At 44.1% G+C, this 12,123-nt stretch carries 18 protein-coding genes; 12 read left to right on the top strand and 6 right to left on the bottom strand.

The annotated features are described in order from the left end of the window. Positions 1–345, bottom strand: coding sequence for a cupin domain-containing protein (locus tag GBV73_RS01895; RefSeq protein ID WP_152878880.1), 345 nt, complete (start codon positions 343–345; stop codon positions 1–3). 61 nt (positions 346–406) lie between these two features. Between GBV73_RS01895 and GBV73_RS01890 the strand changes: the two genes are divergently transcribed. From GBV73_RS01890 to GBV73_RS01875, 4 genes are all read left to right on the top strand, one after another. Next, positions 407–2,008, top strand: a complete 1,602-nt coding sequence (locus GBV73_RS01890) for a carbamoyltransferase (protein WP_152878879.1) — start codon at positions 407–409, stop codon at positions 2,006–2,008. A 79-nt stretch (positions 2,009–2,087) separates the two neighbouring features. Further along, positions 2,088–3,257, top strand: coding sequence for a pyridoxal phosphate-dependent aminotransferase (locus GBV73_RS01885; RefSeq protein ID WP_152878899.1), 1,170 nt, complete (start codon positions 2,088–2,090; stop codon positions 3,255–3,257). Between the two features lie 55 nt (positions 3,258–3,312). Continuing rightward, positions 3,313–4,302, top strand: coding sequence for an AIR synthase family protein (locus tag GBV73_RS01880; protein WP_152878878.1), 990 nt, complete (start codon positions 3,313–3,315; stop codon positions 4,300–4,302). Positions 4,303–4,334: 32 nt separating this feature from the next. Then, a complete protein-coding gene (locus GBV73_RS01875) occupies positions 4,335–4,658 on the top strand; it encodes a hypothetical protein (protein WP_152878877.1) in 324 nt (107 codons plus the stop codon). On the opposite strand, the gene GBV73_RS01870 is transcribed toward GBV73_RS01875, so the two are convergent. Further along, positions 4,642–5,463, bottom strand: coding sequence for a hypothetical protein (locus tag GBV73_RS01870; protein WP_152878876.1), 822 nt, complete (start codon positions 5,461–5,463; stop codon positions 4,642–4,644). The two genes, GBV73_RS01875 and GBV73_RS01870, sit on opposite strands and share 17 nt — an antisense overlap. A 59-nt stretch (positions 5,464–5,522) precedes the next feature. Here GBV73_RS01870 and GBV73_RS01865 point away from each other — a divergent pair, with 59 nt between their 5' ends. Both GBV73_RS01865 and mobB read left to right on the top strand, forming a co-directional pair. Next, positions 5,523–5,744, top strand: a complete 222-nt coding sequence (locus GBV73_RS01865) for an LSm family protein (RefSeq protein ID WP_152878875.1) — start codon at positions 5,523–5,525, stop codon at positions 5,742–5,744. 5 nt (positions 5,745–5,749) lie between these two features. Next, positions 5,750–6,481 carry a molybdopterin-guanine dinucleotide biosynthesis protein B gene (mobB, locus tag GBV73_RS01860; RefSeq protein WP_042701491.1) on the top strand — a complete coding sequence of 244 codons (732 nt, stop codon included), beginning with the start codon at positions 5,750–5,752 and terminating at the stop codon, positions 6,479–6,481. On the opposite strand, the gene GBV73_RS01855 is transcribed toward mobB, so the two are convergent. Next, positions 6,478–6,879: a M67 family metallopeptidase gene (locus tag GBV73_RS01855; RefSeq protein WP_042701494.1), complete on the bottom strand. Its 402-nt coding sequence runs from the start codon at positions 6,877–6,879 to the stop codon at positions 6,478–6,480. The two genes, mobB and GBV73_RS01855, sit on opposite strands and share 4 nt — an antisense overlap. A 143-nt stretch (positions 6,880–7,022) precedes the next feature. Here GBV73_RS01855 and GBV73_RS11110 point away from each other — a divergent pair, with 143 nt between their 5' ends. The 5 genes from GBV73_RS11110 to GBV73_RS01835 all read left to right on the top strand — a co-directional run bounded on the left by GBV73_RS11110 (position 7,023) and on the right by GBV73_RS01835 (position 9,712). Then, complete coding sequence (locus GBV73_RS11110; RefSeq protein WP_172967186.1) at positions 7,023–7,166, top strand: hypothetical protein; 144 nt, start codon at positions 7,023–7,025, stop codon at positions 7,164–7,166. Between the two features lie 144 nt (positions 7,167–7,310). Continuing rightward, positions 7,311–7,550 (top strand): PspC domain-containing protein, encoded by a 240-nt coding sequence (locus GBV73_RS01850; protein ID WP_152878874.1) that lies wholly within the window; start codon positions 7,311–7,313, stop codon positions 7,548–7,550. Beyond that, positions 7,507–7,959 carry a PspC domain-containing protein gene (locus GBV73_RS01845; RefSeq protein ID WP_225806836.1) on the top strand — a complete coding sequence of 151 codons (453 nt, stop codon included), beginning with the start codon at positions 7,507–7,509 and terminating at the stop codon, positions 7,957–7,959. The genes GBV73_RS01850 and GBV73_RS01845 overlap by 44 nt, the downstream gene beginning before the upstream one ends. A 2-nt stretch (positions 7,960–7,961) precedes the next feature. Next, the gene (locus tag GBV73_RS01840; protein WP_152878872.1) at positions 7,962–8,819 is read left to right on the top strand and encodes a hypothetical protein; all 858 of its coding nucleotides are present in this window, start codon (positions 7,962–7,964) and stop codon (positions 8,817–8,819) included. 5 nt (positions 8,820–8,824) lie between these two features. After that, complete coding sequence (locus tag GBV73_RS01835) at positions 8,825–9,712, top strand: triphosphoribosyl-dephospho-CoA synthase (protein WP_172967187.1); 888 nt, start codon at positions 8,825–8,827, stop codon at positions 9,710–9,712. Here the strand turns inward: GBV73_RS01835 and GBV73_RS01830 are convergent. After that, positions 9,702–9,986: a family 4A encapsulin nanocompartment shell protein gene (locus tag GBV73_RS01830; RefSeq protein WP_152878871.1), complete on the bottom strand. Its 285-nt coding sequence runs from the start codon at positions 9,984–9,986 to the stop codon at positions 9,702–9,704. The two genes, GBV73_RS01835 and GBV73_RS01830, sit on opposite strands and share 11 nt — an antisense overlap. 34 nt (positions 9,987–10,020) lie before the next feature. Further along, positions 10,021–10,419 carry an OsmC family protein gene (locus GBV73_RS01825; protein ID WP_152878870.1) on the bottom strand — a complete coding sequence of 133 codons (399 nt, stop codon included), beginning with the start codon at positions 10,417–10,419 and terminating at the stop codon, positions 10,021–10,023. Between the two features lie 58 nt (positions 10,420–10,477). Between GBV73_RS01825 and GBV73_RS01820 the strand changes: the two genes are divergently transcribed. Further along, positions 10,478–11,341, top strand: coding sequence for a radical SAM protein (locus GBV73_RS01820; RefSeq protein WP_152878869.1), 864 nt, complete (start codon positions 10,478–10,480; stop codon positions 11,339–11,341). A 10-nt stretch (positions 11,342–11,351) separates the two neighbouring features. On the opposite strand, the gene GBV73_RS01815 is transcribed toward GBV73_RS01820, so the two are convergent. After that, the gene (locus GBV73_RS01815; RefSeq protein WP_152878868.1) at positions 11,352–12,104 is read right to left on the bottom strand and encodes a gamma-glutamyl-gamma-aminobutyrate hydrolase family protein; all 753 of its coding nucleotides are present in this window, start codon (positions 12,102–12,104) and stop codon (positions 11,352–11,354) included. Between the last annotated feature and the right edge of the window lie 19 nt (positions 12,105–12,123).

Below are 12,123 nucleotides of genomic sequence, written 5' to 3'. Positions count from 1 at the left end.
TTAATCACTCAGCCAGACACTGTCTTCTCCAAAGTAGTTCAGCTTAACAACGAAGAGCCTAAATGGTTCCTCCCTTTCGTTTACGACCCAGTGAACTGTCTTTGGTTTTACAAGGTAGATGTCCCCTGGTTTGGCTTCGTATTCCTTTTCCCCAATACCCAGCTTTGCCTCACCGCTGATTATGTAAAAGAGCTCGTACTGCTTCTCATGATAATGCTTTGGAACGGTTTGCTTTGGCTTTATCTCAACTATCTGGGCGTAGCTGCCTTTCGGGAGTTCACCCTCAAACAGCGGTGCCTTCCTATACGTGTCCCTATCAATAAACTCTCTGATTTCTGCCCTCATTTCAATCCCCAACTGTACATTCCGAAGTTATGTTTAAAAATCCTTCATTTAATCCCCAAACATGATTGTGCTTGGAGTGCACGATGGACACGATGCAGGAGCAGTGCTGTTCAAGGGAGAAGAAATCTATGCCGTAAACGAAGAGAGATTAAACCGGATAAAAAAGTACCGTGGATTTCCAGAGCTGAGCATAAATAAAGTCTTAGAAATGGGAGAAGTACATCCGGAAGAGGTGGAGGTAATAGCGGTAGCGGGTATTTTCAGGAAGCAATCAAGATTGTTAGATCTTGAGAGAAATCTCAAATCCATATTTGGTAAAGATTTCAAGAAGAAAGTTCTTTTTGTTGAACATCACCTTGCCCACACTTCTTCTGCGTATTTCACCTCTGGTTGGAGAAAAGCGTTGGCGTTAAGTATAGATGCCGCGGGAGATGGACTAAGCTCTTCCATTTATGTGGCAAGAGATGGTGAGATGATAAGAATAGCCCAGAGCACCTATTTAGACTCTCTCGGAGATTTCTATGCATCGGTTACTGAACTTTTGGGCTTTAAACCGATGAGACATGAAGGAAAAGTCATGAGCTTGGCAGCTTATGGTAAGCCAACTTACGATCTCTCCCATATAATAGAACTTAACGGGCTGAGCTTTGAGAACAAGCTGAAAGTAGTTGGGATTGAGGCTACAAAAAGGCTCGCCGAACTTTTCAACTATCCTCTATCTAAGGCTAAAGAAATCGCCCATGAAATGAAAAAAGGAAAGCTGGATGGAGAACTTCAAAAGAGGGCAATAGAGGTAGCCGCCTCTGCTCAAGCGCATCTTGAAAAGATTATCGATGAGCTTGGGTTAAAACTTAAAAGTTATAACTTAAAACTTGCCTACGCCGGGGGAGTTGCACAAAACGTCAAGGCAAATGCCGTGCTGCGAAAATATTTCCCCGATCTATGGATATTTCCAGCAATGGATGATTCTGGATTAGCTTTTGGTGCCGCAGCCTTCGTCAAAGCCCAGTTCGAAAGGCTCGATAGGAAATGGAAGCCCTTTAAGCTTGAGCATGTTTACTTGGGGCCTTCCTATGATGAGGGGGAAATTGAAGCCCTCTTAAGGGCAGAGAGTCTGAAATTTGAATATCGTGAAGACGTAGAGGGATTTGTTGCAGAAATGCTTCTTGAAGGCAAAATGGTGGGCTTTTTCCAAGGAAGAATGGAATACGGTCCAAGAGCCCTAGGCAACCGCTCCATCCTTGCAGACCCAAGAAGCAAATATGTTGTAAAAAAGCTCAACGTGGCATTGAACAGAGACGTCTTCCAGCCGTTTGCCCCTTCAATGCTGGAGGAGAGAATTGAAGACTACCTCGAGGAGCCTTATCCAAACAAGTTCATGACAATGAGCTACAAAGCAACTGAAAAAATGGCCAATGAAGCCCCGGCAGTTGTACACGTTGATAAAACAACAAGACCCCAAACTCTTCTTAAGGAAGATAATCCGCGCTACTACAACATAATAAAACACTTTGAAGCAGAAACGGGCGTTGGCATGGTTCTAAACACGAGCTTTAACATGCATGGGGAGCCGATAGTTTGCTCTCCAGAGGATGCCCTGAAAACTTTCAAAAAAGCCAAGCTCGATGCCCTTGTTTTGGAGAACTTTGTTGTATATCAGTGAGCTATTCTATTCATCGTTGCCAAATATTTCATGTCGGTAAAATTATAAACATCAAGGAGAAATCCTACTGGTGAAGATTATGGCGCTGAGCGATAGGCTTGAAATGGTGAACCCTTCTGAAATAAGAAAGCTTTTTGACCTTGCCCAAGGCATTGAGGGAATAATCTCACTTGGAATTGGAGAGCCAGACTTTGACACGCCAGAACACATAAAGGAATACGCAAAGGAAGCCCTTGATAAGGGACTAACGCACTATAGTCCAAATATAGGGATTTTGGAGCTTAGAGAGGCAGTTGCAGAGAAGTTCAAAAAGCATAATGGAATTGACGCAGATCCAAAAACCCAAATAATGATAACAGTTGGCACTAACCAGCAGATTCTAATGGGACTTGCAACCTTCTTGAAAGACAACGAGGAAGTTCTCATTCCCTCCCCAATGTTCGTTAGCTACGCCCCTGCAGTTATTCTAGCGGGAGGAAAGCCCGTTGAGGTTCCCACTTATGAGGAAAACGAGTTCCGCCTAAGTGTCGATGAGCTCGAAAAATACGTGACCCCAAAAACAAGGGCTTTGATAATAAACACTCCAAACAATCCCACGGGAGCAGTATTAACGAAGAAAGACCTCGAAGAGATAGCGGACTTTGCAGTTGAGCACGATCTAATGATCTTAAGCGATGAAGTTTATGAGTATTTTGTCTACGATGGGGTCAAAAACTACAGCATTGCTGCCTTGGATGGCATGTTTGAGAGGACAATAACCATGAACGGGTTCTCAAAAACTTTCGCAATGACCGGATGGCGTTTGGGCTTTTTAGCTGCCCCAGAATGGGTTGTGGAAAAAATGGTTCGCTTCCAAATGTACAATGCAACTTGCCCCGTAACCTTTATCCAGTATGCGGCTGCAAAAGCCCTAAGGGACGAAAGAAGCTGGCAAGCGGTAGAGGAGATGCGTAAAGAATACGAGAGAAGGAGAAACCTTGTTTGGAAGAGGCTGAACGAGATGGGTCTGCCAACGGTTAAGCCAAAGGGAGCTTTTTACATCTTCCCAAGAATTAAAGATACCGGTTTGAGCAGCAAGGAGTTCAGTGAGCTGATGATAAAAGAAGCAAAAGTGGTTGTAGTTCCTGGAAGCGCATTTGGGCAGGCTGGAGAAGGCTATGTGAGGATAAGCTACGCCACAGCGTATGAAAAGCTTGAGGAAGCAATGGACAGAATGGAAAAAGTGCTGAAGGAAAAGAAGCTTGTTTAACACCCTCCTCAGCAATCTTTTTATCTTTTCTGTCTCACTTTGATGGGGATGAAAAATGCTTCCGGGAAAAGTTCCTCCAGAAGTGCTTGAAAAAATTGTCTTCAATCTTCTAGGGGTTGAGGATGAGAGAGTTATAATAAAATCTGGTGTGGGCATTGATGCGGCTGCAATCGACTTTGGGGAGAGCGTCTTGGTGGCTTCAAGCGATCCCATAACGGGGGCGGAGAAGCATATAGGCTTTTACGCAATAAACGTGAACGCAAACGACGTTGCAACGTTTGGAGCTAAGCCAAGATGGTTCTTAGCAACAATCCTGTTGCCGGAAAATGCCGATGAGAACCTCCTCAAGGAAATAATGGAAGACATGCATAGGAGTGCTGAAAAGCTTGGCATTTCAATAGTCGGAGGTCATACAGAAGTGACGATTGGACTAAACAGACCTATAGTCATTGGAACAATGCTCGGCGAAGTCAAAAAGGAAAAACTTGTGCGGTCAAACGGTGCAAAGGCGGGAGATGTCATAATATTGACCAAAGGCGCTGGAATTGAGGGGACAGCGATTATAGCAAGCGAAAGAGAAGAAGAGCTGAAAAATGTCTTTGGAGATGAGCTAGTAGAGAGAGCAAAGAGATTCCTTGAGAAAATCAGTGTGGTAAAAGAGGCATTAATCGCTGCAGAAATTGGGGTTCATGCCATGCACGACCCCACAGAGGGAGGAATAGCCAACGGATTCCACGAGATGGCAGACGCCGCTGGACTGGGGTTTAGGGTTTACCACGATAGGATTCCCATAGCAGAAGAGACCAGAAAGCTGTGTGAATACTTCAACTTAGACCCTCTCGCCCTGATAAGCTCTGGTTCGCTTTTGATAGCTGCACCAAGAGAAAAAGCCAACGCTATAGTCGAAGCAATCAAAAAAGAGGGGATTCCCGCAGAGGTCGTGGGTGAGTTTTTAGAGAACTCAAATGTAAAGGTCATCGTGAAAAATGGAAAAGAAACCCCACTAAAAAGACCAGAAACTGATGAAATTTGGAAAATCTTTTAAAGTTCTTTTTCCTTACTATTTATGGTGGTTACATGGCCGATGTGGAGATGGCCAAAGTCCTTATCAAGGTCGGCGGGATTTTAAGTGTCATAGAGCCATTCCTCATAGCAGTTCTCCTTTTGCTCACGATAATAGGGATTTTGCTCGCGATACCATTCGCTATCCTCGGCTATTGGATATTCAAAAGATCAGAAGAATGTGTTGAGCTCATTGAAAACAAAGAATACAAAAAAGCGAAAGACAAGCTTTTAGTTCCGGCAATAATTGCCCTCATTCTAACCAGCAGAGTTGGAGGTATTTTAATGCTCCTAGGCCTAGTACTGCTGCCTTCAGAGGGCACTACCTCAACTTCCTAACCTTCCCACCCTTTATGTCTATTCGCCCTTCCTTCTCCAGCATTCTCAGAATTTCCTCAAATGCCTTCCCGTTCATCACGTTTATTATCATGGTGCCCTTTTCGGTGGGTATCTCCATGGGCATTGCCTTGAGGAACGCCATGGTTAAGTCATCTTTGGGGACTTTCTCGTTACCAAGGGCATTTAATATTTCGCTCGCAACTATCCCTCTTGAGATAAGGGCAAAATAAGCCCCCATAATCATCTCTTCTTCAAAGTACTTCGCGGCTATGTGCATAGCCCGGTTGATTTTTTCTATTTCGAGCTCCCTAATCTCTATCTCATACTCGGGGACAAGGTCAACAAACGCAAACTGCTTCGCTATCTTCTCAATTTTCTCAAGGTTTTTTGCAATTTGATATGGGAACCTGAACTGGAATTTGAGCTTTGTGACATCAATGCCATCCTTTAGCTTTGCCCTGTTCCCCTCAACAGCAACCGCATCGTTTTTAAACAGCTGGTCAAGAACGTCTCCCATCCAGTAGCCCTCTTGAAGGAGATGCTCTATTTCTTCACCCTCTTTAAGGTGCTCAAGGGCATGGTTTATCTGCTCCTTAAACGTGAGAAAGCCCTCAAGAAGAATCTCCTTTTCCTCACCTTCAAAAGAGCTTATGGTGTTGTTTATCTCCTCCAGCGTCCCTTCAATCATGTAGCCGATAAACGCCTCATACCCAAGTCTTTCCATAACAGCAAACCTGATTCCTTCCCTCTTAAGCTCGTTTAAGAAGGCTTCTTTCACAACTTCATTCTTTGTGACCAACCTCATATGACCACCAGATGGAAAAGGCTAAAAGTCATTTATAGTCTTTTTGTATAGGTGGGAACATGAGCGAAGAAAAACCACTTTTGCTGGACAAAACCCTCGAAACGTGGAAAGGTAAACGCGTAGCCTTAGCGGTCAGCGGAGATCATTCTTTTACTGGAGTGCTAAAAGATTTTGACGAGGAAGTAATAGTTTTAGAGAACGTTGCCGATGTTGTGGGTAACCGGGGGAAAGCCTTGGTGGTAAAGATAGATGACATTAACTGGATAATGCTCTTAGAGTGATAAAAATGAGGGCAGTTGCGTTTGTAGGGTTTAAAAAGAGCGGGAAGACAACCACGGTAGAGAGAGTCGCAAGAGAGCTCAAGAAAAGAGGGTACAAAGTGGGAATAGCAAAGAGCATGCACACGAACTTTGATAGAAAGGACAGTGACACTTGGAAATTAAAAAGAGTAGCTGATTATGTAATTGTGAGAGCTCAAGACACAGATGCCCTCCTTTTTGAGGCAAAGGACTTAAATGCCCTATTCTCCACAATGCCAGAGGTTGATTTCCTTCTTCTTGAGGGCTTCAAAGATGCCAAGCACCTGCCCAAAGTAATATGTGCGAAAAGCGAAGATGAGGTAAAGACCCTGAACGATGGGCTTGCGATAGCCGTTAGTGGTGTTATCTCAAGCAAAGCCAAAAGTGTCGATGGACTTGAGGTAATAAACCCCCTCGAAAACCCAGAAAAGCTGGCCGATTTAGTGGAAGAGAAAGCTTTTATGCTGCCAAACATCAACTGCGGACAGTGCGGGCTCAACTGCTATGAAATGGCAAAACTCATAGTAAAGGGCGAAAGGAGCACAGAGGATTGCGTCGTATTGAGCTCAAAGCCAAAGGTAACCGTTAGAATAGACGGAAAGGAGCTCCCAATGAAAGACTGGGTTCAGGAGCTTGTTGAAAAGACCATTAAAGGCATGCTCTCCGCCATGAAAGGATACAAAGATGGGAGGAAAATAGAGATTATAATCGAAGACTAAACCACCTCGACCTTAATTTCTTTTATTTGACCGTTTTCGAGAACAAACGCCCTATATTCTCCAATGTTATTTACTATCAGCCATGCGTTTCTCCACAAGTCCATGCCTTTCAAATCCCTGGGAGAGGGATATGGGGGACAATTAAGGTGGGAGTGAAATATCCCAACTATTTCCTTCCCCTCTTTTTCGGCTTTTTCAAGAACTTTGAGCGTTTCCAAAGGGCCTATCTCAAACTTTACTGGGGAATTCAACCGGTTCTCTGCAAAGACTACGTAGTCCACAAAGGCATCTTCCCCTTTCATCGTCCCTATCAAAAACCCGCATATTTCAATGTTGCTCTCTCTAGCCGTGGTTAGAATTTCCTTCAAATGTACACGTTTTATAAAAAGGCTCCGCATAAGTGCTTCTTTTCCCTATCACTTTAAATCTTTTCTGTTCATTGACGAACAAATTAGTGCAGAAAGGCTTATAAATATCTTTACAATCATCAAAGTGTGATATCCCTGTGCTATCACTCGAAGTGATATATGGGGTGAGGAATATGCTCGCAAGAATAGTGTACTACAAGAAGAACTCCATTCCTGAGGAGGAAATAGTCGCAGTTAGCAAGGTAGAGAAAGCCCTTGAAATAGCGAGAGGGAAATTAGGAAAAGACGTGGTGAGCTTTGAAGTTGAAATAATCTGATCACGATCGCCTTCTTCTCCCCTTTTATTCTATTCACCAGTCCAAATTTTACCCCACCAATTAGGAGTTCAGTAGATTCTGCTCAAAAATAACCGGTATGTTGATATACTATGAGAGTGGATACATTACTAGAGGTGAGAAAATATGGGAAAGAAACTTTATAGAAGCAGAAAAAACAGGATAGTATTTGGAGTTTGTGGAGGACTTGCCGAGTATTTTGATGTCGACCCAACAATTGTGAGAATAATATTCATAATACTGCTTTTAGCCAGCTTTGGAACTGCAGTGTTACTGTATCTTCTTTTGGCACTTGTAATGCCATTAGAGCCAGAAGAAGGGGGTGAACCAGTTGGAGAAACGACTCAAGAGGAGCAAGAAGAATAGAGTATTTTTGGGAGTGCTCGGGGGCATCGCAGAATACTTGGAGCTTGACCCGACGATAATCAGGGTTCTGTTTATACTCCTCTGCCTGATTGAGCCGGTCTTCATTCTGGCGTATTTCTTGATGGCCATTGTAATGCCCGAAGAAGAGCGAGAGGCAGTAACTGCAGAGAAAATTCCAGAAAAAGTCGAAAAGTTAGCTGAAGAAGCCGGAGAAAAAGTTGAAGAACTAACTAAAAAAGCCCCGAAAATAAAGGAGAGGGACGACACCAAACTTTTTGGGATTGCCCTTGTCCTTTTAGGCGCAGTGGTGCTCCTAAAGGAAGTCATCGAAATTCCGTTTTTAGGCCTCAGGGAAGTTGTTGCACTTCTCCTTCTCGTTTTGGGTCTATACTTAATAGCGAGGGGATGAAAATGAAGAAATTTTTTGGATTATTTTTGGCTTTTTTGGGCCTGTTAATCCTTTTAAAAAGCATCAGACCAGAGGTGTACGACTATCTTCTTCCATATGCCCCCTACATCAAAAGGGCGTTCTGGGGAGTAGTACTTATTGTTGCAGGGCTTTATGTACTAGTCAAGAACAAAACGGTAAGAACATCCTTGGCACTGGCCTTTGTTCTGTATCTGGCATTATTCCTCGTAACCCCTGGTGCATATTATTCATGGAGATTTTCCTCCAGGGATGCCGGAGAAATAACTACACTCGGAAAATTTAACTCCTCGGAGATACTAATCGAGAACATTGCCGCAGAAATAACGGTAGAGCAGGGAACAGATGGGATAGAAGTCCTCAGCAACCTGCCGGTGAAGATAGAAGAAGGCGAAACCTTGGTAATCTCATGTCTCGATTGTGAGGACTACAAAAACGGAAGACTCTTGATAAGAGTCGGAGATAACGCCGTAAAGTCTTTAGCCTTAAGGAACACAATTGGTGACATCAATATTGATCTAGGCACTTCTTTGCTTACCTTCGACAACGTCGTTGGTGATATCACTATCTCAGGGACATTCAGCTCACTTGTTGCAAGAAACTTCATCGGGGACATGGAAGTGGAGCTGGAAAGATGCCCAGAAGACGAGGAATACTGCTCTCAAATTGAAGTCTACCGGGGAAGCGGAGAGATTAACATCTCTATTCCAGACGACGTTAATGTTGTCCCCATGATTGAAGGCTCTCTGACTTCAACCACCATAAACAAGGACTTTGAAACAGGGGAGAAAACATTAAAACTGATAGTCAAAAACTTCATTGGAAAAATAGTCGTGGAATGATGGCTATGGACAAGTGGGGAGTGGTCAAGGCTTTTACCCTTGGCTCTCTGCTCGAAGTTGCAGTACCCAAGCCGGGCAACGTAAACAGGTATAGAGACTTTGAAGACCTTACTCTGTACCATTTTCTTTTTGCGCATACCGCCGTTATAGATGTTCTTTTTGAAGCCGCAGAAAAGGGGGAATTTATTAGAAAGGGAAAGATTTCTCCAGCAGATGCCGGGATAGGAGCGCTGATAAGAAAAGCCGTCGAAAACTCCAGAAAAGCCCAAAACTCAAACCCTAATTTTGGAATAATCACCCTCGAAATCCCCCTCATAACTGCAATAACATGGGCAGGGAGCATTGATGCAAGAGAAGAGGTTAAGAAGCTTATTGCCTGCTCCTCTCCCCAAGACAGCATAGAGTTTTACAAAGCAATAAGGACGGCAAACCCAAAGGGAATTAAGACTGGTGTAAAATACGACGTCTATGACGATGCTTCCTTTGAGGAGCTCCTCAGGGATGAAATAAATCTCAAAAAACTTGCGGAGATTTCAAGTGAGAGGGAGCTGATTTTCAGGGAATGGCTCACCGGCTACAGGCTCAGCTACTCAACCTTTTACCGGTTCAAAAAGCTGACCTCAACTCTTTCGCTTGAAGAAGCCACAGTTAGGGTGTTTCTTGAGCTTCTCTCCAACAACATAGACACCTTAATCATAAGAAAAGCCGGGCAGGAGGAGGCAGAACTCGTCCAAAAGAAAGCAAGAGAAGTCCTTGCCGGAAAGCTCACTCTTGAAGAGTTTGATGAATTCTTAAGGGAAAAGAAAGACCTAAGGAACCCCGGAAGCCTAGCGGATATAATGGCGATCTCACTCAGCCTGTTAATCCTAAGCGGTTATTCCCTTAATCTTTGATAACCTTTACCCGTTTGGCCCCTCCAAGCCCCAAGCCCAGAACTTTTGAGTCAATAACGACAGCGTCTTTTCCAAATTCTTCAACAATCTTAACCTTGAGCCCGGAAATTTCAGAAATTCCATCTTCTCCTCCAAACTCTTCGTTGACCTGTTCTTTCAAAAACTCATAGGCTTCTTTTCCAAAGAGCACCAGATCCGGCTCAAATCCGTCCATCTTAAGCTCGTTAGCCTTTTCTTCGACAGCACTTAAAACCCTGATTAGTTCTCCCCTCATCTAGGTTCACCATGATAAAATTGGAAAAAGAGACTTAAACCTTTTCCTTAATAATCTCGTAGGAGTAAGTAACCTCAGTCCCGCTGAGCTTCAGATGGGCTGAAGCAGAGCAGTACTTTTCCTGGCTGAGCTCTATAGCCCTTTTTGCTTTTTCTTCCTTTACATTCCCATAGATTTTGTAGTGAATGTGGACTTTGGTGTAGATTTTTGGATGTTCTTCCCTTCTTTCCCCGCTTATTTCTACTTCAAGCCCTTCTATCGGCTCGCGCATCTTCTGGAGTATCATCACCACATCTATAGCTGTACATCCAGCCACGCTGAGGAGAAGTGTCTTCATCGGGAAGATGCCATTCTCTCCGAACACTATCTTTCCGCCCTCTTCTGTAAGTGCTTCAAACTTGGAATCCCCTATCCACTTGACAGTTCCCTTCATAAAACCACCAGCATAGAATGGCAAGAAGCTTTTAAATGTCTTTTGCGAAGCAATGTATATGTATATACGGCTCTTTGACCCATGGAAGTCCAAGCTCTGCACATGCCCCTTTAAATACACCCTCAACATCTACACGGGTTGCGACCATGCCTGCGTTTACTGCTACATAACCTCTTACATCCCCAAAGCCTTCAAGGTTAGGATAAAGGAAAACCTTCTCCCCACCTTAGAAAGGGAGCTCCGGAAGTTCGACAGAAGGTTCATTGTAGCTCTCTCCTACTCCTCCGACCCGTATCCGACGATAGACAAAGAGTTGAAAATAACCCGAAAGGTGCTTGAGCTGTTCAAAAGATACGACATCCCATGCCTGATTTTGACAAAATCCAATTTGTTCGAGAGAGATCTGGACATCCTGAAAACTCTAAAATGTGCTGTCGGAATCACGGTCACCACCGTGGATGAAGAAAAAGCAAAACTCCTTGAGCCAAACGCACCCCTGCCGAGAGAAAGAATCGAAGCATTGAAAAAGGCAAAGAAAGACGGCATTCCTGTCTATGCTCGAATCGACCCGATAATACCATTTTACACATGGGAGGACTTTGATGAAACCCTCAATGCGCTGAGCTTTGTGTCCCACATAACGGTGTCAACTCTAAAACTCCGGCCAGATTCATGGAAGAGAATGGAGGCAAAGTTCCCCGAGCTAATGAAAAAGCTCGCACCCCTCTACAAAAAGGGAGAGAGGATAGGTGGCTACTATTATCTACCCAAAGAACTGAGACTCAAAATCCTTGAAGAGGCAAGAGAAAAGGTGGAGGCAAAGGGAATAACATTTGGTTCGTGCAGGGAGGGCTACTATTCATACCCCAGCTGCGATGGCTCTCATCTGGTATTACAGTTCCTCCACAGAGAAATTCGCTGAAGAGAGTTCTTCATCTAATATGCCCAGTTTTTTTCTTTTTGTATTCAAGGGCTTTCTCTACAAGGGCTCTGAAAAGAGGCTCCATCTCATCAAGATATTCCGCTAGCCACTGAACCCCTATCGCAAATTTTCCCTCCACTTCAATGGCCTCAATTATTCCGTCCTCCGCATAGGCTACCGGCTTTACTTCGCTTCCGAGCCTCTTAATGGCCTGGTGGTGAAAACTGTTAACTCCTATAAAAACCTCACTTGTCGATTCAACGCTTAGGTTCTCCTTAAGTACCTCAAAGAGCAGGGAATCCAGCTTTATTCTCACTTCATGAACTTTCGCCGCTGGATGCACAAGGAATTCACCATCCCTGAGCCAGTTATGTCTTATGGCCTTTGGAATTTCACTGACATCCTGATACAAACTCCCTCCGAGGGCTACGTTTATTGCCTGTGCCCCTCTGCCTATTCCCAGCATGGGGAGGCCTTTCTCAAGGGCAACTTTAATGAGGGCAAGTTCAAATTCATCCCTCTGTACATCAAGCCATTCAATTTTATCAGAGAGTGTCTCCCCGTAATATCTTGGGTGAATATCGGGACCTTCGGGAATTATAAGCCCATCTATCGCTTCGATAACATCTGTTATCCCCAGAAGCGGCGGAATTGCTACGGGTATCCCTCCAGCATCTCTAATCCTCTTAACGTAAGTGTCGTTTATGGTAAGGGCACCGGTTTCCCAGTCAAAAGAAGCCACAATTCCAATAATGGGTTTCATACTCACACCTCCAGTCAAG

The organism is Thermococcus sp. 101 C5, from assembly GCF_009372125.1.
Taxonomy (GTDB): Archaea; Methanobacteriota_B; Thermococci; order Thermococcales; family Thermococcaceae; genus Thermococcus_A; species Thermococcus_A bergensis.
Note: the sequence above shows the minus strand (reverse complement) of the source record. Positions and strands in the feature narration are given on the sequence as shown.

Bases quoted from the DNA above. Each gene is read 5' to 3' on its own strand.
- GBV73_RS01870 (WP_152878876.1), bottom strand. From the start codon at position 5,463: ATGAGGTTGGTCACAAAGAATGAAGTTGTGAAAGAAGCCTTCTTAAAC.
- GBV73_RS11110 (WP_172967186.1), top strand. From the start codon at position 7,023: ATGCTCGCAAGAATAGTGTACTACAAGAAGAACTCCATTCCTGAGGAG.
- GBV73_RS01885 (WP_152878899.1), top strand. From the start codon at position 2,088: ATGGCGCTGAGCGATAGGCTTGAAATGGTGAACCCTTCTGAAATAAGA.
- GBV73_RS01825 (WP_152878870.1), bottom strand. From the start codon at position 10,419: ATGAAGGGAACTGTCAAGTGGATAGGGGATTCCAAGTTTGAAGCACTT.
- GBV73_RS01880 (WP_152878878.1), top strand. From the start codon at position 3,313: ATGCTTCCGGGAAAAGTTCCTCCAGAAGTGCTTGAAAAAATTGTCTTC.
- GBV73_RS01850 (WP_152878874.1), top strand. From the start codon at position 7,311: ATGGGAAAGAAACTTTATAGAAGCAGAAAAAACAGGATAGTATTTGGA.
- mobB (WP_042701491.1), top strand. From the start codon at position 5,750: ATGAGGGCAGTTGCGTTTGTAGGGTTTAAAAAGAGCGGGAAGACAACC.
- GBV73_RS01840 (WP_152878872.1), top strand. From the start codon at position 7,962: ATGAAGAAATTTTTTGGATTATTTTTGGCTTTTTTGGGCCTGTTAATC.
- GBV73_RS01820 (WP_152878869.1), top strand. From the start codon at position 10,478: ATGTATATACGGCTCTTTGACCCATGGAAGTCCAAGCTCTGCACATGC.
- GBV73_RS01865 (WP_152878875.1), top strand. From the start codon at position 5,523: ATGAGCGAAGAAAAACCACTTTTGCTGGACAAAACCCTCGAAACGTGG.
- GBV73_RS01855 (WP_042701494.1), bottom strand. From the start codon at position 6,879: ATGCGGAGCCTTTTTATAAAACGTGTACATTTGAAGGAAATTCTAACC.
- GBV73_RS01875 (WP_152878877.1), top strand. From the start codon at position 4,335: ATGGCCGATGTGGAGATGGCCAAAGTCCTTATCAAGGTCGGCGGGATT.
- GBV73_RS01890 (WP_152878879.1), top strand. From the start codon at position 407: ATGATTGTGCTTGGAGTGCACGATGGACACGATGCAGGAGCAGTGCTG.
- GBV73_RS01895 (WP_152878880.1), bottom strand. From the start codon at position 345: ATGAGGGCAGAAATCAGAGAGTTTATTGATAGGGACACGTATAGGAAG.
- GBV73_RS01835 (WP_172967187.1), top strand. From the start codon at position 8,825: ATGGACAAGTGGGGAGTGGTCAAGGCTTTTACCCTTGGCTCTCTGCTC.
- GBV73_RS01830 (WP_152878871.1), bottom strand. From the start codon at position 9,986: ATGAGGGGAGAACTAATCAGGGTTTTAAGTGCTGTCGAAGAAAAGGCT.
- GBV73_RS01815 (WP_152878868.1), bottom strand. From the start codon at position 12,104: ATGAAACCCATTATTGGAATTGTGGCTTCTTTTGACTGGGAAACCGGT.